The sequence below is a fragment of the Sphingomonas sp. CFBP 8760 genome (assembly GCF_014841615.1).
Taxonomy (GTDB): domain Bacteria; phylum Pseudomonadota; class Alphaproteobacteria; order Sphingomonadales; family Sphingomonadaceae; genus Sphingomonas.
Genome location: NZ_JACYUG010000013.1, coordinates 1 through 21,378 on the forward strand (window position 1 = coordinate 1; position 21,378 = coordinate 21,378).

Annotated in this window: 28 protein-coding genes and 1 pseudogene; 2 read left to right on the plus strand and 27 right to left on the minus strand. The window is 65.8% G+C overall.

Annotated elements, in window-relative coordinates; all coding sequences use genetic code 11:
* The 27 genes from IFT82_RS14800 to IFT82_RS14930 form a co-directional block, all read right to left on the minus strand.
* Positions 1–2,916 (minus strand): phage tail length tape measure family protein (locus tag IFT82_RS14800; protein WP_192128176.1); only part of this gene is annotated, 2,916 nt, incomplete at its 3' end.
* On the minus strand, positions 2,903–3,100 hold the full coding sequence (locus IFT82_RS14805; protein WP_192128178.1) for a DUF7697 family protein: 198 nt from the start codon (positions 3,098–3,100) through the stop codon (positions 2,903–2,905). The genes IFT82_RS14805 and IFT82_RS14800, both read right to left, overlap by 14 nt.
* A 20-nt stretch (positions 3,101–3,120) precedes the next feature.
* Positions 3,121–3,711: a hypothetical protein gene (locus tag IFT82_RS14810; RefSeq protein ID WP_192128180.1), complete on the minus strand. Its 591-nt coding sequence runs from the start codon at positions 3,709–3,711 to the stop codon at positions 3,121–3,123.
* A complete protein-coding gene (locus IFT82_RS14815) occupies positions 3,711–3,986 on the minus strand; it encodes a hypothetical protein (protein WP_192128182.1) in 276 nt (91 codons plus the stop codon). Before IFT82_RS14815 ends, IFT82_RS14810 begins: the two co-directional genes overlap by 1 nt.
* A gap of 15 nt (positions 3,987–4,001) precedes the next feature.
* A complete protein-coding gene (locus IFT82_RS14820) occupies positions 4,002–4,949 on the minus strand; it encodes a phage tail tube protein (protein ID WP_244646790.1) in 948 nt (315 codons plus the stop codon).
* 24 nt (positions 4,950–4,973) lie between these two features.
* Positions 4,974–5,414: a hypothetical protein gene (locus tag IFT82_RS14825; RefSeq protein WP_192128184.1), complete on the minus strand. Its 441-nt coding sequence runs from the start codon at positions 5,412–5,414 to the stop codon at positions 4,974–4,976.
* A 3-nt stretch (positions 5,415–5,417) separates the two neighbouring features.
* Positions 5,418–6,119 carry a DUF6441 family protein gene (locus tag IFT82_RS14830; protein WP_192128186.1) on the minus strand — a complete coding sequence of 234 codons (702 nt, stop codon included), beginning with the start codon at positions 6,117–6,119 and terminating at the stop codon, positions 5,418–5,420.
* Positions 6,116–6,562 (minus strand): head-tail joining protein, encoded by a 447-nt coding sequence (locus tag IFT82_RS14835; RefSeq protein WP_192128188.1) that lies wholly within the window; start codon positions 6,560–6,562, stop codon positions 6,116–6,118. Before IFT82_RS14835 ends, IFT82_RS14830 begins: the two co-directional genes overlap by 4 nt.
* Positions 6,563–6,617: 55 nt before the next feature.
* A complete protein-coding gene (locus IFT82_RS14840; RefSeq protein WP_207105796.1) occupies positions 6,618–6,944 on the minus strand; it encodes a hypothetical protein in 327 nt (108 codons plus the stop codon).
* A gap of 3 nt (positions 6,945–6,947) precedes the next feature.
* Positions 6,948–7,979 carry a major capsid protein gene (locus tag IFT82_RS14845; protein ID WP_192128192.1) on the minus strand — a complete coding sequence of 344 codons (1,032 nt, stop codon included), beginning with the start codon at positions 7,977–7,979 and terminating at the stop codon, positions 6,948–6,950.
* A 78-nt stretch (positions 7,980–8,057) separates the two neighbouring features.
* Entirely contained in the window at positions 8,058–8,420 is a 363-nt protein-coding gene (locus tag IFT82_RS14850; protein ID WP_192128194.1) for a head decoration protein, read from the minus strand.
* A 53-nt stretch (positions 8,421–8,473) separates the two neighbouring features.
* On the minus strand, positions 8,474–9,016 hold the full coding sequence (locus IFT82_RS14855; RefSeq protein WP_192128196.1) for a hypothetical protein: 543 nt from the start codon (positions 9,014–9,016) through the stop codon (positions 8,474–8,476).
* Between the two features lie 63 nt (positions 9,017–9,079).
* Entirely contained in the window at positions 9,080–9,913 is an 834-nt protein-coding gene (locus IFT82_RS14860) for a S49 family peptidase (RefSeq protein WP_244646791.1), read from the minus strand.
* A 28-nt stretch (positions 9,914–9,941) separates the two neighbouring features.
* Positions 9,942–11,633: a phage portal protein gene (locus IFT82_RS14865; protein ID WP_192128200.1), complete on the minus strand. Its 1,692-nt coding sequence runs from the start codon at positions 11,631–11,633 to the stop codon at positions 9,942–9,944.
* Position 11,634: 1 nt separating this feature from the next.
* A complete protein-coding gene (locus IFT82_RS14870; protein ID WP_192128202.1) occupies positions 11,635–11,877 on the minus strand; it encodes a hypothetical protein in 243 nt (80 codons plus the stop codon).
* A gap of 2 nt (positions 11,878–11,879) precedes the next feature.
* Positions 11,880–12,110 (minus strand): Acb2/Tad1 domain-containing protein, encoded by a 231-nt coding sequence (locus tag IFT82_RS14875; protein ID WP_192128204.1) that lies wholly within the window; start codon positions 12,108–12,110, stop codon positions 11,880–11,882.
* Between the two features lie 10 nt (positions 12,111–12,120).
* Positions 12,121–14,292 (minus strand): terminase gpA endonuclease subunit, encoded by a 2,172-nt coding sequence (locus tag IFT82_RS14880; protein ID WP_192128206.1) that lies wholly within the window; start codon positions 14,290–14,292, stop codon positions 12,121–12,123.
* Complete coding sequence (locus IFT82_RS14885; RefSeq protein ID WP_192128208.1) at positions 14,292–14,894, minus strand: hypothetical protein; 603 nt, start codon at positions 14,892–14,894, stop codon at positions 14,292–14,294. The genes IFT82_RS14880 and IFT82_RS14885 overlap by 1 nt, the downstream gene beginning before the upstream one ends.
* A gap of 221 nt (positions 14,895–15,115) precedes the next feature.
* Positions 15,116–15,796 carry a DUF3164 family protein gene (locus IFT82_RS14890; protein ID WP_192128210.1) on the minus strand — a complete coding sequence of 227 codons (681 nt, stop codon included), beginning with the start codon at positions 15,794–15,796 and terminating at the stop codon, positions 15,116–15,118.
* A complete protein-coding gene (locus IFT82_RS14895) occupies positions 15,793–15,966 on the minus strand; it encodes a hypothetical protein (RefSeq protein ID WP_192128212.1) in 174 nt (57 codons plus the stop codon). The genes IFT82_RS14890 and IFT82_RS14895 overlap by 4 nt, the downstream gene beginning before the upstream one ends.
* Before the next feature lie 5 nt (positions 15,967–15,971).
* On the minus strand, positions 15,972–16,178 hold the full coding sequence (locus IFT82_RS14900; RefSeq protein ID WP_192128214.1) for a hypothetical protein: 207 nt from the start codon (positions 16,176–16,178) through the stop codon (positions 15,972–15,974).
* A 131-nt stretch (positions 16,179–16,309) separates the two neighbouring features.
* The gene (locus tag IFT82_RS14905; RefSeq protein ID WP_207105797.1) at positions 16,310–17,020 is read right to left on the minus strand and encodes a hypothetical protein; all 711 of its coding nucleotides are present in this window, start codon (positions 17,018–17,020) and stop codon (positions 16,310–16,312) included.
* 15 nt (positions 17,021–17,035) lie between these two features.
* Complete coding sequence (locus IFT82_RS14910) at positions 17,036–17,422, minus strand: LexA family protein (protein ID WP_192128218.1); 387 nt, start codon at positions 17,420–17,422, stop codon at positions 17,036–17,038.
* A gap of 289 nt (positions 17,423–17,711) precedes the next feature.
* Positions 17,712–18,884 carry a hypothetical protein gene (locus tag IFT82_RS14915; RefSeq protein WP_192128220.1) on the minus strand — a complete coding sequence of 391 codons (1,173 nt, stop codon included), beginning with the start codon at positions 18,882–18,884 and terminating at the stop codon, positions 17,712–17,714.
* A gap of 117 nt (positions 18,885–19,001) precedes the next feature.
* Entirely contained in the window at positions 19,002–19,253 is a 252-nt protein-coding gene (locus IFT82_RS14920; protein WP_192128222.1) for a hypothetical protein, read from the minus strand.
* A 37-nt stretch (positions 19,254–19,290) separates the two neighbouring features.
* Positions 19,291–19,815 (minus strand): DUF6232 family protein, encoded by a 525-nt coding sequence (locus IFT82_RS14925; RefSeq protein WP_207105798.1) that lies wholly within the window; start codon positions 19,813–19,815, stop codon positions 19,291–19,293.
* 19 nt (positions 19,816–19,834) lie between these two features.
* Positions 19,835–20,320 (minus strand): helix-turn-helix domain-containing protein, encoded by a 486-nt coding sequence (locus IFT82_RS14930; protein ID WP_192128226.1) that lies wholly within the window; start codon positions 20,318–20,320, stop codon positions 19,835–19,837.
* Between the two features lie 86 nt (positions 20,321–20,406).
* On the opposite strand from IFT82_RS14930, the gene IFT82_RS21505 reads away from it, so the two are divergent.
* Together IFT82_RS21505 and IFT82_RS20985 are read left to right on the plus strand one after the other, a co-directional pair.
* Positions 20,407–20,682: a YdaS family helix-turn-helix protein gene (locus tag IFT82_RS21505; RefSeq protein WP_192128228.1), complete on the plus strand. Its 276-nt coding sequence runs from the start codon at positions 20,407–20,409 to the stop codon at positions 20,680–20,682.
* Positions 20,679–20,825, plus strand: a pseudogene (locus tag IFT82_RS20985) (ClpX C4-type zinc finger protein); the annotation flags it as partial. The gene IFT82_RS21505 and the pseudogene IFT82_RS20985, both read left to right, overlap by 4 nt.
* Positions 20,826–21,378: the final 553 nt, after the last annotated feature.

Here is a 21,378-nt window from a genome sequence, read left to right on the forward strand (position 1 = left end):
CAGCACGCCCGTGTGAATCCCCTTCGACTCAGGTCGGCCGGAAAACGCTCTAAGCAGAGCGAGTTTGATGAACTCGTTCTTGATCATCGCCGTCATGTTCTTGCCGGCGTTGCCCCAGCTCGACCACGTCTCTTCGCTCAGCACCGTGTCGACGAACTGGCTGCCGAAGCCGCGCAGCTCTTCGACGTTGGCCGCCATGATCTTCAGCCGGGCATTCTGCTCGCCGATCGCGTCGACGCCGGCGAGCAGCGCGTCGACATCCTCGCGCGCCATCTCCGGGAAGCGCCGGCGGATTTCCTGCCCGATCCGCAGTTTCTCCAGCTCGGCCGAGCGATAATTGTCGTTCGCGCCGAGCAGCTGCAATTCGCGCTCACCCAGCTCCAGGCTGTCGGTCTGGGTCTGCAAAGCGTCGAGGGTGTAACGGGCGAGGTCTGCCGCGCGTGCTGCGCGGGCTTCGTCGACGCGGCTGTTGACGAAGTCGTCGCGGTCGGTGCCGGTCATCTTGCCGACATCGGCTTCCTTCTCGGCCGCGCGCCGGGCCGCGGCGATCGCCTGGGCAAGTGGGGTGCCGCTCATGTCCAGGATCGACGTTCGAATCTCGGTAACCCGATCCCTGCTTGCCGCGGTCAATCGGGTCGCGTTGCCCTTGGCCTCCTCCTCGTGCGCGCCAGCCAGCGCCGCCCGGTAATCCCGGATCACGTCGCTGAGGACCTTCAAGGCATCGCCCTGGGCGACCGTCTGCAGCTTCAGGAGCGGGCGTAGCGCCGCCTCGTCGCTCAGCGCCTGCGCCATGCCCTCGGCCGACAGCGTGCCGGCCTGCACCTGGGCGCGGACGCCGGCGCGCGCGGCCGTCTCGTCGCGCATGGTGGCAACGGTCTTGGCGGTGCCGACCAATTGATCCGCAACCATGACCTTCAGCTGCCGCGCGACCTGCGCGTCGGCATCGATCCCCTTGCGGGTGGCATCGGTCAGGCCCTTGCGCGCGGCCTCGGCGCGGATCGCTGCATCGCCACCGGTCAGATACGCACTGGCGAGGGTGAGGGCGGCAGAGGCGTTGGCCTCCATCGATTGCGCCTCGCGCGCCAGCGAGGCCGCACGGCCGGCACCGGCGCTGCTGGCACGGACGCGGGCCTGTGTCGCGCGGGCAGTGGCCTGCGCCTCGACGTCGGCACTGCTGATGACCTGACCGGAAAGCTGTATCCGGCTGCGCTCGGCCGCCAGCGCCGCGCGTGCCGCCGGCGACTTCGCGGCCGCCATGCGGGCATCGATCGCGGCGAGCTGGTTGGCCTTCTCCTGTTTCGGGATGAAGGTGTCGATCGCGCGGGTGTAGGCGTCCAGCGTGCCCGCCATCTGCGTCCGGTCGGCCGCCGGCATCGGCGTCCGGAGCGCGGCGCGCAGCCGGCCGGCGTCCGCCTGCAGCGTGCTGAGCTGGTCGGCGCCGGTGTAGCGGTCGACAACGCTGCTGGCAGCCGCCCGGGCGGCATTGCTCCGCGCGCGCTCGGTGCGGGCGGCGTCCGCCTTCATCTGGTTGCGCAGCACGGAGACCTGCCGATCGATATCGGCCTCGTAATCGGCGCGGCTGGTGCCGGTCAGCATCTGCCCGACGGTGGGGCCGCGTTCCCGCTGTGCCTGCAGGTCCTTGATCCGGTCGATGACCGTCCCGCCGGTCGCCATGCGATCCAGCGTCTTGCCGATCCAGTTCCAGGCGTTGCTGGCGGAATTGGCGATGCTGTCCCAGCCGCGGGCGAGCAGGCTGGCATTGTTGGCGGCGCCGGCGAATGCCGGGCCCAGCGCATCGAGCATCACCCGCTGCGCGCCGGCGAGGTCGTTCTCCTGCACCAGGTTGGTGATGCGCTCGATCTGCGCCTGCGACAGCACGCCATATTTGGCGGCGAGGTCCTCCGCGCCCTTGATCGGGTCGGTGAAGGCGGCGCCGAGATCTCGTTGTGCGCCGGCCATGTCCTGACCGGTCGCAGCCGCAAAATCGCGGGTGATCGCGGTCATCTTCGTCAGCACGTCGCCGGAGCGGGCGATGCCGAGATAACCGCTCTCGATATCGCGCGCGGTCGAGACGCTAATCCGGCCGGCCGACGCCGCGGCCTCCGCGGTCGCCGCCAGCTGCTCGCCGTTGAGCCCGAGCATGATGCCGGTACCGCGCGAGGCGGCTTCCAGCTTGGCGACGCCGGCGGTGTAGCCGACCCACGCGGCCGCGCCAGCGACTGCGGCTGCGGCCACCGCGGTGATCGCGCCGGCGGTGCCCATGAGGGTGGAGCGAAGCACGGCCATGCCGCCTTCCTCCGCCGCGAACGCCTGAAGGACCTGCGGACCCTGCTGGATCGCAATCATCCCGGGGCTCGCACCCGATCCGGCCGAGGCCACCACGTCCGAAGCGGTATAGAGCAGCGTCTGGCGCTGGTTCTGCGACAGCTTCGCGCGCTCGGTGCCCTGGCGGCGGATCGAATCGGTGGTGTCGTCGTACCGTTTGCGTACCTGCGCCTGCGCCTGGGCAAGCTCCTGCGCATCGAGCACGCCGAGCTTCTCGATCCGGCTCAGGCGTTCCAGCTCGCGGTTGAGCGTCTGTGCGGCCGCCCATGCCGGATCAAGCTCGCCCTTCAGCGCGGCCGCCATCTTCAGCGCCGTCAGGTCGACCGCCGCCTGTCCCTTGGCGTTATACGGCTGCGGTGCCGGCGCCGGCAGACCGGCGGTATGGGCAGCCGCGGCGAGGCGGGCATTGGCACGGGCCTGCCGTTCGGCGAGGTCCTCCATCGCCTTGGCGGAGCGTGCGCTCGACTTTTCAGCCGCCTCCGCGACGTCGGTCACCGCGCCAACGCCAGCGGTGCGGACCTCGGCGAAGTCGTTCTTGACCTCTGCCTTGCCCTCGGTGCCGAGGCGGAAGCCGACGTTACGTGTTGCCATCGTCTTCCTCCTCGTGTGCCGGTTGAGCCTGGTTGATGATCGCCGCCTCGATGCGGGGCAGGATTTCCGTGAGGAGCGCCGTGTCGACGCCGCGGGCCTGCGCGGTCAGCAGCACTGCGGTGTTGTCGAGGCCGATCGGCCGCGTCTCAATTCCGCCCGGGGTGGGCATGGTGACGACGCGCAACTGCGACTGGATGCCGGTGATCAGCTGCCAGACGGCTTCGCCCGCTTCGGTGCGGGCTTCGTTTCGATCGTAGGGGCAGGCGGGGCGGCCGTCGTCGTCGTGGCATCGACCGAGGCGTCGGGCGTCGCAGGAGAGTTGGCAGTATCCCCCGCCGGCGTCGCCCCCTCCGAAATGCCATTCGGCGAGAGCGATAAGCCGTTTTTTTCCGCGTCCAGCATCGTCCAGGGCAGGACCCACTTTTCGTCGGCCGCCTCGACCAGTCGCGGCTCGGCGAGGAACGCGGAGATCGTGCCGGGCTCGATGCCGATCACGTCGCCGGCATCGTTGCGGATTTCGACGTCAGGCGTTGGCTCGACCGGCTCGCCCTCCTCGTCGCCGATACCTTCCCACGACAGGATGCTGTGCCGGATCAGTGCCACGGTGAAGGCGTCGGCCGCGCGCTCCTCGGCATCGGGGCCGCCGGCGCGGAGAGCCTCGCCCACCGCCCGGCGCCCGGCGCGGAGCGCGAGGAGGGTCGGTTGCGCGGGGAAGGTGACCTTCACCGCCGGACGATCGCCGACCGCTGGCATCAACTCGTGCGCAGCCGGGCCCGGCTTGCTGAGCGCGAACATCAGCCCTGCGCCCCGGTGGGCTGGCTTACGTCAACGACCATCGGCACGATCCACTCGATGCGGATGTCGCGCCTTTCGTCGACGATGACGAACGTATCGCCATCGCGGACGAGGTTGCCGTTCTCGACCTCGAAACGGCGGACGGTGCCGGCGATCGCGTCGGCAGCGATCACGCCCGAGACCGGCTCGCCGGTGTTCGCGTCGACGACCTGCAGGCAGCGCTGGTCATCGCGTTCCATGACACGGCCCGTGTCGATGCTGGTGGGTGCGTCCATCGTTTCTCTCCCGGATCAGGCGTAGCTGGCGACGTCGTTGATCAGCGTGACGGTCAGCTGCGCTGCCTCCGCGCCCGATGCCTGCCAGTTGAAGGTGGATTGCAGCCCCTTGGGCCCCTGGATCGGCTGCTTCACGCGCGGCAGAAAGATGCGCGGCAGCACGAAGGTCAGGCTGCCGTCCGTCTGGGTCCAGCCGAACGAAATCTTCGCCGGCACCTTGCCGCGGCCCTTGCTGGCGAGCGCACCGCGGGCGCCGCGCACCACGAGCTGACCGCTCGACATCACCTTGCCGAGATCGACACCGCCGATCCGGCCGTCCGCACGGATGACCTCGACCTTATCGAGCTGGTTCGAATAGGTTACGCCGGCCGAGACGATATCGCCGGCGATTTCGTCGTCGACCTCGATCGAGCCGGTCGCCTGCGCGAAGCGCGGGCCGCGCAGCACGGTCGGCGCACCGGCGACGCTGACGGCGGACGCGTCGGTCTCGCCCTGGGCGATCATCGCCAGCGTGGCGTTGAGCATACCCGACCGCTGCATGGGAATGTTGAGCGTGTTCACGACCGCGCCGTAATGGACCGAATTGCTCGGCCCCTCCGGCTGGCTGATCTCGATCGACGTCGACGGCAGCGCCGACGCGCCCGACCTGAAGACGTGGCGGAACTTGGCGCCGTCGGGCGTGGTGGTGGGCGGGCCGAAGGTCTGCCGCAGCCAGAAGCCGAAGCCGCGCAGGTCGACCGGCACCACGAGGTCGCCATCGTTGGTGATGACGTCATAGGTCGGGTCGAGGCCCTCACGACCGAAGCCGAGCTGGTCGTCCTCGATCAGCGGCTGCTCTTCGCCCAGCGCATGGCTGACGAAGGGCAGGCGGAAGAAGCCGGCAGCCGGCACCTGCCCATAGGTAAGTGCGCCCTCGGACGCGGCGGACATGAGGGCGTTAATGCCCAGCGGACGAAGCGCCATGGAAATCTCCTGTCGTGAAAGGGATCAGCCGAGAGGGCTGGTGGTCGAATACGAGGCGGTGATGGTGAAGGCGGCCCAGCCGATCGGCGCGGCGCCGGCGACGGCAGCGATGCCATCGGTGGGCGCGGACACGTCGAGGTAGGTGCAGAGGCCGCCGAGCGTCCGATCGGCCTCCACTGCGCGGCCGATGGTCATCAGCCAGTCGTCGAGGATTTGCTGGCTGGTCAGCCCGTTCGCCGGATACGAGACCAGCTCAATCGGCACGCTATGCTCCCACCAGTAGGTAGGCGGCGACATATCGATCGACGGATCGCCGGGATCGCCGGACTCCACCGTGGCAGCGCCGCCTGGGCCGACCTCGTCGGGCTTTATGTCATCTTCCAGCATACCGCGGACGTCCGCCTGCGGGCGCGTGGATCCGATCAGCGCCTTGATCGCGGCGAGGACGTCCAGTCGGGTCGACATGGGCTATCTCCAGCGGGCGTCGAGGTTGGCGGGGAAGCGCTGGGCCGCGATCTCTTGCGGGACCGTCAGGTCGATCGACTTCGGTTTCTTCACCTGCGGGACCAGGGTGAACATGATCACGTTCTGGACCGGCCGCGGATTGCGGGTGCGGCCTTCCTGCTCGCGCTGGGTTGCGTTGCGCCACCGGCCGGTAGCCTTGCGGATGACCAGCTGCTTGATGACCAGGTACGCGACGCCGCCCTTGCGCTGGCTCGGTGTCGTGAAGCCGCGGTCGTTCGGGCTGATGAACACCAGGCGCCGGCCGAACTTCTTCTCCACCTCCTCCGGCGTCATCGCATCACCCTGCCGCTTGCGGGGGCAATCGTCGGTCGGCACCGCCAGCCAACGCTTGCCGGCGCGGGGCGTGATCATCGCGCCCGTGGCATAGCTCTCGACGATCGCCGCGGCGCCCCGGCCGTCTTTCGACGGGGTGGCGTAGACCCAGCCGGCCGGCTCCAAGGCGTTGCCGGTCTTGGGATAGGTGATGCCGCGGATCGAGTTGGGCAGGCGCTCGCCGAGCCCGGCCGCGCGGACCTGGTTGCGGAACGCCTCCTTCACCTCGTCGGTCGTGTCGCGCATCGCGCTCGTGAAGAAGCCGGCGACCTCGCTTTCGAGGCCGGCGGTGATCTTGTCGAAGTCGGGCGCGCCGACGCGGGTCCGGATCATGCGACCGGGATGATCTCGCAGAGCCAGTTGAGCCCCTCGAGGTCGAGCCGCGGCCGGCCGTCGATCAGAACCTCGTCATCGCCGATGAACAGGCGGTGGCCCTTTACCGGCTTGGCAACGTCGGCACGCTGGATGACGGCCATGTCCTTGTCGGCGACCCACTCCGTCGTCGGCGTCGGAATATCGACGGTGCCACGCGTCCGGATGATGCGGATGGGCAGGGGATCACCCTCGCCGTCGTCATATTCGGCCGCCACGGTACCGGGCGACTGGAAGATCACGGCGTTCGCAACGGCGAAGGGGTCGTCCGGTACCGCGGCGATCGCCGCGGCCGCCGAGGCTGCCGTTGTCGCCTGTTCCCAGGCGCCATAGCGGGTGATGACCTGCACATCGCTGATCTCGGGTCCGAGCCCGAGCAGCGCGCGCATATCGGCGATGTTCATAGGCCACCTCGCTCGTGGAAGGTCGCCGCCGGCGCGAGGCCGGCGGCGGTCGCGATCAGACCGTCAGGACTTCGGCGACGTTGACCGCGCCGGTCGCGATCAGTGCCAGCATCGTCTCGTCGTCGAGCTTGTGCTTCTTCGCGATCGCGTCGGTGATGATCGTGCCGGGCACGATGACGTTGCCCGGTCCCTTACCGGTGCGCAGCTCGTGCACGGCGCGAGGCATCTCGACCATCTTTTGCGGCGAGGTTTCGGTTTCGTCGGCCATCTGGCCCTCCATGGAATTTGCGGCCTGGGCGGCCGTGGGTTGGTCGGTGCTGGGTGTGCGAGCCGTTGCCGCTGCACGGGCGGCGGGGTGGCCCGCGCGGGGTGCGCGGGCCATGGATCAGCCGACCGTCATGCAGCCGCTGGTGTTCGGGCGCTTCGGCACGAAGATCGGCGCCGACTGCGTCATGCAGTATTCGGCACCGGGGTTCTGCTCGATCCAGTTCTTGGAGAACATGCGAGCCGCACCATAGTCGTTCATCGGGTCGAGGATTGCGCCGTAGCAAGGCGTGCCCTCGAACGCGCCCGGGGCGCCGACGATGACGGTATAGTCGGGCAGCAGGCGCCGCATGACCTTGTTCTCGTCCTCGTAGAGGTCGTTGTAGATATACAGCTCGACGTTGCCGATGCGGCCCAGATAGGTCGGCGCGCCCGGCACACCGGGCTTGAAGCCGAGGTCCACGGCGCTGGTGTTGCCCTGGAACGTGGTGTCGAGCTTCTTCTCCAGCTTCGGGTCGGCCTTCAGCAGCTGACCGGCCAGCGAATCCATGACGACATGGCTGGGAGCCGCGTTGCCGGCGTCCGCCACCTCCTGAAGGAAAGCCTCCAGGCTATCGACAGGCGAAACCCCCGGCTGGGTCCACCGTGCGTCGCCCAGTAGCGTCTTGGTCAGCGACGCCTTGCGGCCGTAATTGACCACGGCGCGCGGATATTCGAGGCCCTCGATCACCACGCCACCGGTGCGCAGGATATCGGCGGCCATGATCTCCTCGCGGCGCTCGATCTTCTTCTTGTGACCTTCGAGGACGTCCACGAAGTACAGTTCACGACGCTGCGCGAGCGTGAATTCCCCGCCGATCGCCTCCCCTGGGCGGCGCTTGCTGAAATTCTTCGCCGTGATGTGGTTGATCGGCTTCACATAGCCGGGGGCGAACGTGTCGGTCTGGAAGGTACGGTCCTGCATCGGCGTACCGGGCGCATAGGGGCTGACCCAGGGCGCGACGCGCAGATCGTCGAACACCCGGTCGAACTTGACGGTCTCGTCGTCGAATTCGATTACCGGGCCGCCGAAGAACAGGCGGCGCAGGAAGTTGCCGGGGATATGCAGCGGCGTGATGATCCCGATCAGCGCCGTGGTCGACATGAGGTCCATAATGGAGCCCTTTCACAAAAAGAAAGGGCGGCCGGACCTGCGTCAGACCGCCCGGGGTACGGGTGATGATCGCGGCGATCAGGCCGAGATCGTGATGCCCTTGTCGCGCAGGGGCTCGCGGATGCTGGCCAGGGTGTGGCCGGCGCCGAGGACGAGGGCCTCACCGACCAGATCGCCCTTCTCGTAGGCCATCGCCTCGACATCACCGCCGGTGGCGTCGACGTCATAGGCCAGGACGAGGTCCGGTGCCTGGCTGCCATCGGTGGCGGCCGCCACGGAGAGGGTCGCCTTCTTGTTGGCGGTGATCGTGCCAAGCACGCTGCCGACGGCGTATGCCGCGCCACCGAGCAGCACCACCTTGCGGGTGAGCGGCGCGCCGGCGCGGATCAGGTTCACAGCCGCGGTGTGCGTCTGCGTCGAAAACAAAGCGCGCTCGTACATGAGGGCGATGTCCTTTCGTCAGGGACGGCAGCGCCGTCCGGGGTGGTGGTGGATCAGCTCGCCGACGATACGCCGGAGAGTGCGCGGTGCCCGGCCGCCTTTGCGAGGGCGAGGATGCCGACGGCCTGCTCGGCGCCGGTCTTCGGCTTGCCCTTGGTGCCGTCTGCGGTCTTGCCGGCCGGCAGCTGCTCCGCCTGGACGGCACCGTCGCGCAGGTCCTGCAGGCTCGCGCCGCGCGCCTTGCTGGCCTTGGCGATCCCGATCGCGAAGGCACCGGCATCCTGCCCGCCCTCGATGGCGGTGCGCAGCGGCGTCGCCAGCACGCTCGACGGGCACAGGTCCGCGAGGGCGAGAATGCGGGTGCGCTCGGCGGTGACGGCGGTTGCGACCGGGTCGGTGCTGTCGTCGGCGCTGGCGCCGCCCTTTTCGGCCGTGGCGATCTTGCCCTTCAGGTCAGCCAGTTCCGCCTCATCGGCGGTGTTGGCGGCTTCCTCTTCGGCGGTGAGGTCCCGGTTTCCACCGAGTGCCGTATTGATGCGGGTCTCCATGCGCGTTGCGACCGCACGCGCCTGAGCCCGGAGTGCTTCCAGGTCCATCGTTCTACTCCATCATTGTGCGGGCGCATCGGCCCCGGGTGTTCGCGCCCCGTGGGGCGCAAATTAGAAAGCTGAGGCCATCGCCGCAGCACGCCGGCGCATCAGCGCCAGGCGCGTGCGGCTCGAACTGAATTTCGCGACGACCTCACGCAGCGTCATCACGCCGTCGGTGACGCCCAGCGTCGCGGCGCGCGCGGCGGGGAAGGTGCGGCCGGCGCCGTGGATGCCCGGCACAGCCGACGCATCGATACCGCGACCGCGCGCGATCGCGGCAATGAACGACTGATTCATCTCGTCGATCTCGGCCTGCATGTCGGCGCGATCATCATCGGACAGCGGGCCATAGGGGTGGCCGGCGATCTTCTCCGGATCGGATGCGATCAGCGTCGTCTTCATGCCGATCTTGTCCTCGAAACCGGACATATCGATGTGCCCGCCACGGACGCCGACCGAACCGACACCGCCACTGGTCGACGCGTAATAGGCGGACCCTTGCGTGCCGATCCAATGGGCAGCCGAATAGGAATAGGGACTGGCGACGCAGATCACCGGCTTGAGCTGGCGGGTCTCATAGACGGCATCGCCGGCCTCGGCCGTGCCGTAGACCAGGCCGCCAGGGCTCATGATCGGGACGACGATCGCGCCGATCGTCGGATCGCTGCCGGCCTCGCGCACCTGGTTGGCGAACCGCTCGGTGGAGGTGCCGCCATAGCTGCCCTTGGGCGACAGTGGCCCGAACAGCGGCAGGATGTAGGTGGCACCGTCGCGGATCGGGTCCTGCGACTTCGCCGCGGTCGCCGCGCCACCGCCCATCGATGCCAGCAGCTTCAGCGCATCCGGCAGCATCGCCTCAATCGAGCCGCGCTTCAGCAGGTCGCCGAGCGCGTCAGGGTGCATGGCCCATAGGGTTCGGGCGCCGAAGGTCTCAAGCATCTTCGTCGTCCTCATTGTCGTCGCCATTGCCCTTTTCGGGCTTGGCATTGTTGGCAGGGGCGGCCTTCGCCGCACCGGCGGGGCTCGGTACCGGCAGGCCCTCGTCGAGGATGGCGCGATGCTCGCCGCCGCGCCGCCGGATATTCTCGCGGTAGTTGCCACCCGTCAGTTCGGCGGTGATATCCTCGCCGGTGCGCCAGCAATTGGCCTGCTGGACCTCGAACCCCTTGGCTTCCTGCAAGGGATTGAGCGAAATCTTGCCGTCGCCACGCCAATCGACGCCTGTCCACGCGGCGCGGACGCGCAGGTCGCGGAAGAAGCCGGGCATGGCGTAATCGCCGCGGGCGACCTTCTCTGCGACGAAACAGATATAGGTGAACACCGACAGGTCGCCGGTGAACCAGGCGCGCTCGCTCCGGACGAGCAGGTACAGGACCTCCAGTTCGGCCTTGCTGGCGGTGTAGCTCGAATTGAACATCAGCATCAGCACGCCGGCTGGCACGCCGATCGCCGCGCCGATCTGGCGGACGATCGCCTGGAAGAACGGGTCGAACGCGCTGTTCGGGCGACCGGGGCTTTTGATCTCGACCTCGGCGTCGCTGTCGATCTCCATGACCGACCCGGCTTCGAACTTGTACTGGTTCGGCTGGGGCGGCGAGGCGTCGACGCCGGCACCGCCCGCGGCTTCACCGTCCTCGCCATAGTCCGGCTCGGGCATCGGCTGCGCGCCGGGCGACTTGTAGACGACGGCGATCATCGCCGACATCACCGTGGCGTACAGTTCGGCGTCGGATGCATCCGACACCATCTTCAGCGGCTCGATGATCGTCGCCAGCATGCCGACACCGCGAGCCTGCTCGGGACGCTCGGCCTTGAAAACGTGAAGCACGCGCGGAAGCGCGAGATCGCGGTCCCATGCCTCGATACGCTCCGGGATCATGCTATCACGCGCCCGCAGCAGCATGTCGCCCGGATGCTGCTTCAGGATGTGATAGGCGACCGGCGCGTCGCAGGCGTCGACCTCGACCCCGCCGAAGATGCGGTTGCCCGTCAACGGGTAGCGGCCACCTTCCATCACGGTGGGCGGGGTCTTCAGGCGGTCGGCCTCGATCAGCTTCCACGCCGTCTCGATCACCCGACCGGGCTGGTCCTCGGGCATCACCCGCAGGGCGAGGATGTCGCCCGACGTGGCGGTACCGCGATACGCGACCGACTGCTGCCCGTAGCCGGTCGACTTCCGCTCCGCGTCGACGTCTTTCGACATCATGTAGGCGTCGAAATCGCGCGCCAGCGTGCGCTGCCAGACGTCGACCTCCTCGGCCGTCAGGCCGAGATACTCGCCGTCGATCGCGGGGATACCCATCAGGCCGGTGCCGACCACGAAGGTGACCATGCGGTTGATCGCGGCCGTCGCGATCGGCTGGTTCATCACCGCATCGCGCTGCTCGGCGCGCAGCCGCTCCGAGCCGGGCAGGATATCGGCGTTCGCAGACCGGGCGCGGGCACCGAAGCCCCGCCGCTTGCCCCGGTCGCCCTGGCCGCCGCGGTACCCGCCGCCCCCGCCGCCAAACATCGCGGTGGTCGCGGCTATCTGGGCACGGGCGGCCAGCCGATCGCGGGCGGCCTGCGGGTTCACGATGCCGATCGCACGATCGAGCAGGTTGGCGCGGACCTCGATCTTCACGTCAGCGCATCCGATACGTGCCGCGGCGCACCCGGCCGACGGCGCGCGGCTTCACGCCGCCAAGGGATGCAACCTGCGCCTGCCAAAAGACGAGGCCCTCTCGGATCTCCTTCAGGTCGGCCCGGGTCAGCTCGCGACCATCGGCAAACTTGACGGCCTGGCCGTTCAGGACGCCCAGCTCCGCCTTCAGGTACTCGGCGACGCGCGCCGACGCGATCTCGAGCGTGATGCCGAGGTCCGCCATGATCAGGCGACCTGCCGGTCTGGCCGTGCCACGGCGCGCACAAGCCGGGAGAACGTCTCCTCGGCATAGGTCTGACCCAGCGCGATGTTGCCTACATCGAGGTCGGGCATCTCCCGCATCCGATCGATCAGGCCGTTCACCTTCGCCTCGAGCGCCTTGGCCTCGTTCATCAGGTCGATCTCGGCCTGCGTGAGATCGCGGTACCCGGCGATGCGCTTATGCTGGTTGTCCATGCGGACCTCCTCAAGTTGATCGGACGACCCGGACACCGCGACGAGCGCCCGATCGGCCGCCCCGCTGTGCCGGCCGGCTGGCCTGCACGACCCGGGGCCCGCTCGACGCCGGCGTCGGCGGTGACGGGTCGCTACCGTCGTCATTCTCTGCCGTGGGCGGCTCGGCGATCGCCGGGGCCGCCGGCCGCGGCGGCCGCGCCCATGCTGGTACCCGCCCGAGGTTCTGATCGAGGCCGACCAGACGCAGCATCACGACGATCGAGTAGACCAGCAAATCCCAGGACTCGTTGCGGACGCCCTCGGGCTTCACGAAGATGCCCTCGACCTGTTCCTCGGCGCGCAGCTCGGCGACGTGCTTGGAGTGCGCCGGCTCGGCGAACTCGCGCGGCAGGTCGATGAAGCCCGGCCCCTTCAGCGGCCGGCGCATCCGGTGATCCGCCATGATCTTCACGCGGTTGACGTTCGGCACGAACAGTTCGCACTCCGGCGCACCCTTTACCTGCCGCTTCGCATCCACGGTCGGTGCCGGCAGCAGGCGTCCGTTGGGCCGATTGCCGCCCTTCAGCAGCGTGATCGCTGTCGCCGGCACCGGCTTGCGTGCCTGTTTCACGCTGCCGGTGACCATGTCGTGCCACCAGGCATAGGCGTTGTCGGTGGCATCGTCCGAACCACCGGTATCAACGCCGGTGCAGAAGATCGGCACCAGCAGCGACGAATCGCGCTGCAGCGGATATTTCCGTCGCAGGACTTTGTCGTACAGCACCGACCAATGCTCGCGCCGGGCGAAGGGCTCGACCTTGGTAATGCCGTCGCCGAGCGTCAGGATATCGAATCGATCGATGATCCAGGCGCGATTGCCGACCCCGTGGCCGACGATCATCACTGAGAACCGATCGACGCCCAGGTCGACGGTGGCTGTCAGGGCGACGACGCCGTCCGGCACCTGCCTGATGCTGTAGGTGGACTGCTTTGCCCGAGCGACGAGCATGTCCTCGGTCACCGGTGCGTCACCCGTGGATCGCGCGACGTAGTTCCGACCGACCTTCGTCTGGAAGAAAGACTTGAGCGGCCCCTCGTCCTGATGATCCTCGAACCGCAACTCGGCGGTGCGATACTGGCGGGCCAACGACGACCAGGGTGCGAGGCCGAAGGTGCCGTCCCACCAGTAGCTGTCGATCGAATTCGGTTCGAGGTCGCCGATCTTGCCGGAATTGCTGCCGGTCGACCACGATACGGCGTCCTCGCCTTTGCCGACCCACCGGCCGGTGGCCATCAGCGCCGGCTTGTCGGCCTGCTTATGAGCGCCACCGCAGGTCGGGCAGCATAGCTCGGCCGTCTCGGCCGCCTGCAGGGCCGTGCCGCCGCGCTCGAATGACAGCCGCTCCCAGGCCATCTCGAACGGTTCGCTGCACTTCTGGCAATCTACCCACCAGCGCTTGCTGGTGCCGGACACGACCAGCGGCTCGATGCCGCGCTTGGGCCCCTTCTTCGGTGAGCTGTTGACGTATAGCTTCCAGCCATAGCCCTGGAAGCTGGTGGTGCGCCCTTCGAACAGCGAGACGGCATCGCCCTGGTCGCCGATGTCATCGTCGAAGTCGTCGTAATCGTCGAGCCGGCCACGCGAGAACGGCCGGGCGCGGAAGTTCGGGCCGGTCGGCCACAGGAAGTGCCAGTCACAGCCGCGAAACTGCTTCAGGTAGATGTTGTCCGCGCTGGCCGTGCCCAGCTGGCGGGCCGACACGTCCTCGCATTCTTCCAGCAGCTTGTTGATCTGCGTCGTGACGTAGGAGGCGGTCAGCTCCTTCGTCGGCGCATAGAACGCCATGTCCGCCGGGTCATATATGACCGAGTGGACCTGCCAGTTGTTGCCCACCTCCGACTTGCCCATCTGGCTGGGCCCGATCACCGCGATGATCGCGTAGGTGCTGGTCATCGCCAGATTGTTGGTCGGCTCGACCAGATGCTGCATCGGCTCCGGACTGTCCCGCCACGGGCCGCTGTATGCGCCCGGGTTGCGCAGGTGCCGGTGCCGGTTCGCCGCCTCGATCGGCGTGATCTTCTCCGGGAACCGGACCTCTGCGACGGCCCGTCGGATCGCGAGACGCGCATTGCCGAAACGGGGCGGCTCGCGCGTCTGTTGCTTCAGCAGCGCGAGCGCGCCCAGGCGCGGGTGCGATGCCATCACTCGTCGCCAGTCAGATCGACATCGGCGTCCAGCTTCTCGACCAGCGCCGCCAGCGCCTGAGCGATCGTCTCCTCGATCGCGATCTCGATCTCGCGATCGAGGTTGAACTTCCGCCGGATGGTGGGGCCGACGGCCAGCAAGGCACGACGCAGCTCGATGATGGCGTTGACCGTCTCGGCCTCGATCTCCGCGATCCGGCATAGCTCGCCGATGGACTGGCGATATGCCAGCTCGGCCTCGCCGGCTTTGTACTCCTCGTACCGCTGTTTGCCGGTGAGGCCGAGCCCCTCGTCGTCACCGGTGTCGCCGAGCATCTGCATGCGCAGCTCGGCCATCGCCGCGCTGCGGGCGTCGGCTTCACCGCCGCCAGCGGAACGCGATTGGTACCATGCGACCGCGCCAGCTGCCGCGATCTTGTAGCCGACGCCGCGCCGCCCGCGTTCGTGCAGCCATTCCGCCTCGGCCGGCGCCTGCTTCAAATGGTTGCGCATCGTCTCCGGCGTGACGCCGCAGATCGATGCGAATTCGTCGAGGGTAACGATCAGTTCGGACGGCTTGCGCTTCCGCGCCGGCGACCGGGATGCAGGTTCTCTCGCCATGCCCCCTCCACCGACCGATCAGCGCCCGGCCGGCAGACCCAAAGGCGTAACAATAAGGCGTAACGATTTCCGAACACGGGAAACGCACGCGGGTCGCGCCTTCGCCCCCCGTATCGGGGCAGATTCGCGGGGAGGACCCAAAGGGGGTGGGGTGGCGTCCCATGATGTGGGATGTGGTGCGGTCGTCCCACGATCCGGGACGCTGCCGCCTCCCTCGCGGCCTATCCTCGGTCGGCGGCCGGCCGAACCATCGGTGCCGAGGCGATGTCGATCGTGACGCCGCGCCACTGGCCATCGGCGGTGGGGCGTTGATAGAACCGGATGTACTCGCGCGACCCGATGATCCGGATGGAGTCCTTGATGGCCTCCATCGCCCGCTTCCAGCGGGGATCGTCGATGTCATAGCGGAGGAGCATCAGCAGCTCGGCCCGGTTGATCTGGCCGTCCTTGCCGACCTGGAACACGCGGGTCACAAGCGTCCGCAACTCAACCGCACCACCTACCGCCCACTCGGTCAGGCATTCGTCGATGATCGTCTTGGCAGCCTGAAGCTCAGGGCCGAACTCGATCAGGTCACTAACCTGTACCTGCGCCTTCTGGCAGCCGTCGAAACTGAGCAGGGTGATGTTGCCCTTCCCGCCGCCCAGCTTGGCACCATAGTGCTGCGCCATCAGCGCCTGCAGTTCCGCCACGTTCTCGAACGCTTCGAGCTTGAAGGCGGCGATCAGGTTCGACAACGCCTGAGCCCGATCGAGGAGGCGACGGACGGTCTCGTCCATCAGCAGGTCCTGCGCCTTGATCGCTGCAAGCGGGACCAGGTTGCCCTTGGCATCGCGCAGGTAGGGCAGGCCGCCGACATCTATGGCGGCGGGGTGGGACACCGGGGCGGGCGTGTCGGTCACGCAGTCACCAGCACGATGCCGGCCTTCTGCAGCTCGGCCAGCTTTACCTCGGCCGCCTGGCCGCGCTCGGCCGCATCGATCAGCATGGTGAGCTGCGCCTTGGCTGCGGTCACCGCATCACCGGGGAGGGCTGCAAGGTCCTTGCGGAGCTTGGCGAGGTTGAGCTGCATCGGCATCACCACACTGCGCCGTGGCGTGTCATGGCCAGCGGCGGATTGACCGGCCGCGGGGCGGGCGGCGGGAACAGGGCAGCGTGGCCGGCCCGGATGCGGGCCACGTCGTCGGAAGTTGATAGGCCCAGCCGCGTGCGTCGTTCGAGCGCGTTCAGCGCTTCGATGTGGACCCGTAGGTCATCGGTAAATGAACGGGGCGGCTGGGCCATGCGATGCCTCCTAGCGACGGTCAGCACCGAGGGGGCACGGGCTGAAGGCGTAGGTGTCGCGGGGTCGGAAATGCCCTCTGCGTGTTCGTTTTTCGTGCTGGACCTTTGCCTACTGGGCAAAAGTCTAGGGGTCAGGCAGCGGCGCGCTCGCGCACCTCGCGCCGTATTGACGCCCGCGCCACCCACCATAGGTCGAGCGCCTGGCACAGCAGTCGACGGGCCTTGATCATGCCCAGGCCGTGCCGACGCGCTACCACCGTCAGCGGTTCGTCATGGACGATCACGGCCAGGAGCGCGTCGCCATAGCCCCTCAGCGACGCACGCCAGGCGGTATAGGCCAGCTCGATCATGATGCGCCCGAGCTTCTCGCGCTCGACCTGCCCATGGGCGTCGGCCCTGATCTGCGGTTCCAGATTGGCGGTGCGAACAGTCACGTCAGCCGCAATCAGCCAGAAACAGGCGGCGATCTCCTCGGCGGCGTCCGACTGGTCACCGTCGATCGTGCCCGACGCCAGCAGCCGCGCCATCGCGCCCGGCCGGCCGGGGCGGGCAGCGTGGGCATGGGTTTCCGGCGTGCCCTGCTTGTGCGACCAATCCTCGCGCAGCTGCACCCATTCCTCAATGCCGGGCAGCAGCTCGCGCCCCTGCTCGCGCAGGCGCTGCTTCTCGACCTTCCATTCCATCTTGCTGAGGCCCTCGGGCCGCTTCGGGAGGTCCGGGGCCGGACGGGGGCGGCCGATCACCAGGTGATCGAAGCGCTGGCGTTCCCGTTCCGCAAAGTGCGCGACGTCTTCTGGTGACAGGTAGATCAGCAAGTCACGCTGGTCGTTGTTGAATCGCACGTCAGCCCCCGGGGATTATTCGATCCCATACAGCTGCTCTATTTCCGGCATCATGGGCAGCTGGACTTGTGCCAAGGGGGCCAGCATTTCACCCATCGCCGGCGCGACTGTCCACTGCAGCCGGCGCAACACGTCATCGAGCACTACCCGTGATCCGTCGATATCGATCACGCGCAACCGTCGTCCCGAGCCGGGCACTCGCTCAATGCGGCCCTCGGCGATCAGCTGGGTAACGAGCTGCTCGGCGCGGCCTCGGCTAACGTCGAGCCGATCGGCGATCTCGCGGTAGGTCGGGCTCGTCTGCCACCGAACTATCTGCTCGATGATGAAGGCCAGCGCCTCGTAACGGCGCGGCAATCCCGCCTGCGTTTCGTCACCTGTAGCCGAGAAAATTCGATCCATGCGCACTGCTACACCCCCAAGTGGGAACATAGAGTGAATCGAGGTTCATCGCTAGCGTTGCACGTTATGTCGCCATGTAGCCGTGCTGTTCACAATTAGGGGTGCTCCTACTCAATTACTGGAGCGATTTTCGATGAACTCCGCCCACGAGGCGAACTCGTCGATTGTAGCGGTCATCGGTCTGATCGAGGTCATGCCAGCTATTGTGAAAGAGGCCCGTGAATCATTGACGCGCAACAGTTTACGCGATCGAGCGCCTTTCCGACCATAGGTCACCCCAATTTGAAGTTCATTCGGCTTCATCAGGTTTCTGTCGCTTCGAATATAGATAGGGGCTGTTATCAGGAAACGCCGGATTTGGCTTGGGGTAGGCAGGTGCCAATTGACCCCCTCGCTTCAGCTTATCCAACTCGTCCCGTATCAGGGCCCACTGCTCGGTATATCGTTCGATCAGAGTTACGTTAAGGTCGATCACGTCAGGGTCGGCGAGCATGCGCGGCCAAGCAAAATCATCATTGAAGACTTTGGTCCAAGCTCCGTACAGACCAGTTATTGCGTCGCCGGACAGGTCCGCCACCTCCTCAAAATCCCAACCCGTTCGGTAAGATAGGACATTGGCGATCGTGGCGAAGACTTCATGCTGGCGCGCGGCCGGATGCGGATGCTCGGCGTCGGTTATGTCATCGAGAGGTATCGCCTCGAACGTCTCATAAAGCATGTGGATGACCTGACAGGCGAGGATACACGCATAAATGCCTTCACGCATGGTGCCAAAGCCATTGCCGTCGGGAATATCCCAGCGTGATATGCCGTCAACATGATCCACTTTTGGCTGGAGCACATGTTCCAGCAGCATCTGAATAGCAGAGCTATCCGCGTCCCACTCAATCGTTTGACGATCAATTCCGGAGAATTTCTCGATAGAAGGTACGGCGACCTCGCTTATAAGCGATAACTTGCCATGATCCCGCAGCCAGTCCGTGTGTCCGTTATATATGTGCGCGAACTCGTGTAAGAAAACATATTGGAGTGCTAAAAAGCTAAGCTTCGCATGAAGTCTTTGACGTGGCGGGTCTTCAGGAAATGGTACGGTCCATCCCGTCGCATCATCGCCAAGATCGGAAGCGGACCTTGATGAGACAAACGGCGTACACCGCGTTGGATCGCCGATATGTGGCAATATGTCAGGATGCGACAGTAACGCACGGAATAGATTAGGCAGCAGCGTCAGGACGCCGTTGCTCAAGAAAATATAGTCGCTTTCCTCATCTGAACCCGCCGCTGCGTTCGCAGTCATTGAATTGACGACGAGTACGGTCAGTTTCATCGGACCGCCGTTACGCTGACCTTGAGCGACGCGCGACGCCACCGAGCGCTTCAATAACTCAATGATCGGGATTACGCTATCGTCTGGCGAGTGTAGGCCACCGTTGTTATCGATATAGTCCTGTAGATCGCTCATAGCGTACCCTCCCAATTAAGCCCTTTAAATATCGAGCTCCCGTCGCTTGATTCTCGCGACCAGTGCATCCGCCATGGCTTCCGCCGCATCGCGGAATGCTGCGGTGCTGATCCTCGATCAGGATTGTCTATCGTCTAGTCCCGATGTCTTCAGCCCGATGCGGTGTGCGTCCACTGCGGACTGCAACCAGTTGCGGTAGTGGCCGGGCGGCAGGAGCTGGTTATTCAACTGCTCGAACAGATTCATCATCTTGTTGGCCGCCTCGATCTGACCGGCCTCAGCGAAACCCAAGGCGACTGAGGCGATGCAGTTGGCAACCGCCGTAACGGCTTGGTCAGCGTCGCTAAGGCGATCTCGGGTGTTGGTCACGTGCTGCTCCCGTGCTGTTGTAAGTTGTCGCCTCTCATTACTGCATGCCGAGCCGTGAATGATAAAGCATCGCCGTCTCAATACGCTGACGTAGGGCATGCACCTCGTGGTAATCGCGAGTGATAAATGCCTGCGTCTCGGCGGAAGAAGTCATCAAGTACAGGCGATACTCTCGTTTTTCGGACTTATTCCAATACAACCATGAAAACGTACCGTAAATGATAGCGGCGATCAGTGGCCCCAGCGTGAGACCGGATGCCAAAAGGACTATCAAAAATATGCCGCTGACAATCCCAGAGATGATCGCAACTGCTCTTCCTGAAGCAGCGGTTTCACGCACCTCAATGCTGTTGATCTTGTTAATGGCGTAGCTTTTGCCACCGAACCGCGCAAAATCGTTATCAACGTTAACGCCCGCGATCGGAACTCCGCTGTTAACATATGTCATATCTATCTCCCAGGCCGGTTTGCCTGCTAAAGAACGAAGCCAGAACGCGAATCGGGAGAATGCGTGAACGAGACGGTCTTTCGGCAGACACCTAATTGCGAGCAGGGTTGTCATCCGTGCGGCGCGAAATGCGCTACGCTCGCCGACGTAACGGCAGCGCAGCATCGGCGGTATCAGGCAGCACTGGCTGCGCATCGTCGGTCTCCGACCGAACCTCGATCAGCGGACCTCGGACGCTGCCGAGCGCTGTGGGCAGCAGCGTGGCAAGCTCACGAGCGAGCTCGGGCCCTTCGAGCCCCGGCAATGCCTCCAACAGCCCCTCAAACATTCGGGCCAATGCCTCTTCGCTCGGGAGAGCGACGGGCATCATAACCATTTGGACTGTCGGGGCCGGCGGAGGCGGTGGGGCATCTTCTTCGGGATCGTCTATTTCACCGGTCAGGTAGGCAGGTGTCGTCCGCAACTCCCGCGCGATTCGATGGAGGTGTTTAGAGCCATAGCCCCGGCCTGCCACTAGCTTGGCGATTGTGGTCTGAGATACGCCGACGCGGCGCGCCAGTTCGGATTGCGACAGGCCGCGTGTCGCCATCAGATTGCGTAGGCGATCACCGTTGAACATCGGTGGAGAACTTAAACCACTAGGTTTAGTGCGCGATAGGGCATTGGGACTTGACCAACCTAAACCCATTGGTTTAGCTGCTGGCTATGGACGTGAATCACCTCCTGATTGCGCAAGCGGCTTTGAAGGCCGCGGTCACGGAGGCCGGATCCCAATCCGCGCTTGCGCGGCTTCTGGGCGTCACCCAACGTGCGGTCTGGCGTTGGGTTACGGAGGGAAAGCCGCTTCCAGCTCAGCATGTAGAAGCGTGTGAGCGTGAAACGCGGGTACCGAAAGAGAAGCTGCGGCCCGATCTTCCGTGGGATAAGTCTTCGCTACCGTCGCTGCCCTCTATCTCGACGATCGAGGAGGTTGCGCGATGACGCCTGAGATCGCCTACGATCGCAAGCTCTACTGCTCCTTCTGCGGCAAGGCTGCCGGTGAGGTCTGCAAGCTGATCGCAGGCCCGACGGTGTTCATCTGCGATGAATGCGTGACGCTGTGCCAGGCAATCGTTGCAGAGGAGGCCACGCCGATCGCGGCCGACCAATTGTCGCCTGGGCAGGACGCGGCCGTTCGCTCGATCGTGACCGAAATGCTGGACACGATGTTCGATGGAGCCGACGGCCGCATCCGCAAGGCAATTGCCGACACGCACAATTACGTTGTTGGCGCTGCTGGGCCTGAGCTTATCGCATGCGAACCGCTGCCGAACGGCGACGCTCAATGTGCATCCGAGACCGATCCAACTGTCGAAAACGAGAGATATGTCAGGATGGCGAGGGCGTATGCCGAGGCAGCCATTCGAGTATGGCAAGAGCGGCTTGCATCGCTGCAATCCCAGTCGGCCATCCTCAATCGGTTGACCGACTCGGAGGGTAGTTTGGCCCAAACACCTTTGCCAGGATCGCGGCCTCATAAGGGCGATCTTCCCCCGCTGCCTGCTGAAGGCCGTCCAGCATGATGCGGTGTATGAGGCTTGCTGCGCCGCTGATGCCGACGTTCTTTTCCATGACAATGGCAAGGGCTGAGACCCCCTTGGCACTGGCCAGCGCCAAGTTGAACGCGACTTCAGCTTT

Excerpts from the sequence above, each read along its gene's own strand:
- IFT82_RS14810 (WP_192128180.1), bottom strand. The coding sequence starts at position 3,711 with ATGTTCGCGCTCAGCAAGCCGGGCCCGGCTGCGCACGAGTTGATGCCA.
- IFT82_RS14815 (WP_192128182.1), bottom strand. The coding sequence starts at position 3,986 with ATGGACGCACCCACCAGCATCGACACGGGCCGTGTCATGGAACGCGAT.
- IFT82_RS14820 (WP_244646790.1), bottom strand. The coding sequence starts at position 4,949 with ATGGCGCTTCGTCCGCTGGGCATTAACGCCCTCATGTCCGCCGCGTCC.
- IFT82_RS14825 (WP_192128184.1), bottom strand. The coding sequence starts at position 5,414 with ATGTCGACCCGACTGGACGTCCTCGCCGCGATCAAGGCGCTGATCGGA.
- IFT82_RS14830 (WP_192128186.1), bottom strand. The coding sequence starts at position 6,119 with ATGATCCGGACCCGCGTCGGCGCGCCCGACTTCGACAAGATCACCGCC.
- IFT82_RS14835 (WP_192128188.1), bottom strand. The coding sequence starts at position 6,562 with ATGAACATCGCCGATATGCGCGCGCTGCTCGGGCTCGGACCCGAGATC.
- IFT82_RS14840 (WP_207105796.1), bottom strand. The coding sequence starts at position 6,944 with ATGGCCCGCGCACCCCGCGCGGGCCACCCCGCCGCCCGTGCAGCGGCA.
- IFT82_RS14845 (WP_192128192.1), bottom strand. The coding sequence starts at position 7,979 with ATGGACCTCATGTCGACCACGGCGCTGATCGGGATCATCACGCCGCTG.
- IFT82_RS14850 (WP_192128194.1), bottom strand. The coding sequence starts at position 8,420 with ATGTACGAGCGCGCTTTGTTTTCGACGCAGACGCACACCGCGGCTGTG.
- IFT82_RS14855 (WP_192128196.1), bottom strand. The coding sequence starts at position 9,016 with ATGGACCTGGAAGCACTCCGGGCTCAGGCGCGTGCGGTCGCAACGCGC.
- IFT82_RS14860 (WP_244646791.1), bottom strand. The coding sequence starts at position 9,913 with ATGCACCCTGACGCGCTCGGCGACCTGCTGAAGCGCGGCTCGATTGAG.
- IFT82_RS14870 (WP_192128202.1), bottom strand. The coding sequence starts at position 11,877 with ATGGCGGACCTCGGCATCACGCTCGAGATCGCGTCGGCGCGCGTCGCC.
- IFT82_RS14875 (WP_192128204.1), bottom strand. The coding sequence starts at position 12,110 with ATGGACAACCAGCATAAGCGCATCGCCGGGTACCGCGATCTCACGCAG.
- IFT82_RS14880 (WP_192128206.1), bottom strand. The coding sequence starts at position 14,292 with ATGGCATCGCACCCGCGCCTGGGCGCGCTCGCGCTGCTGAAGCAACAG.
- IFT82_RS14885 (WP_192128208.1), bottom strand. The coding sequence starts at position 14,894 with ATGGCGAGAGAACCTGCATCCCGGTCGCCGGCGCGGAAGCGCAAGCCG.
- IFT82_RS14895 (WP_192128212.1), bottom strand. The coding sequence starts at position 15,966 with ATGCAGCTCAACCTCGCCAAGCTCCGCAAGGACCTTGCAGCCCTCCCC.
- IFT82_RS14900 (WP_192128214.1), bottom strand. The coding sequence starts at position 16,178 with ATGGCCCAGCCGCCCCGTTCATTTACCGATGACCTACGGGTCCACATC.
- IFT82_RS14910 (WP_192128218.1), bottom strand. The coding sequence starts at position 17,422 with ATGGATCGAATTTTCTCGGCTACAGGTGACGAAACGCAGGCGGGATTG.
- IFT82_RS14915 (WP_192128220.1), bottom strand. The coding sequence starts at position 18,884 with ATGAGCGATCTACAGGACTATATCGATAACAACGGTGGCCTACACTCG.
- IFT82_RS14925 (WP_207105798.1), bottom strand. The coding sequence starts at position 19,815 with ATGACAACCCTGCTCGCAATTAGGTGTCTGCCGAAAGACCGTCTCGTT.
- IFT82_RS14930 (WP_192128226.1), bottom strand. The coding sequence starts at position 20,320 with ATGTTCAACGGTGATCGCCTACGCAATCTGATGGCGACACGCGGCCTG.
- IFT82_RS21505 (WP_192128228.1), top strand. The coding sequence starts at position 20,407 with ATGGACGTGAATCACCTCCTGATTGCGCAAGCGGCTTTGAAGGCCGCG.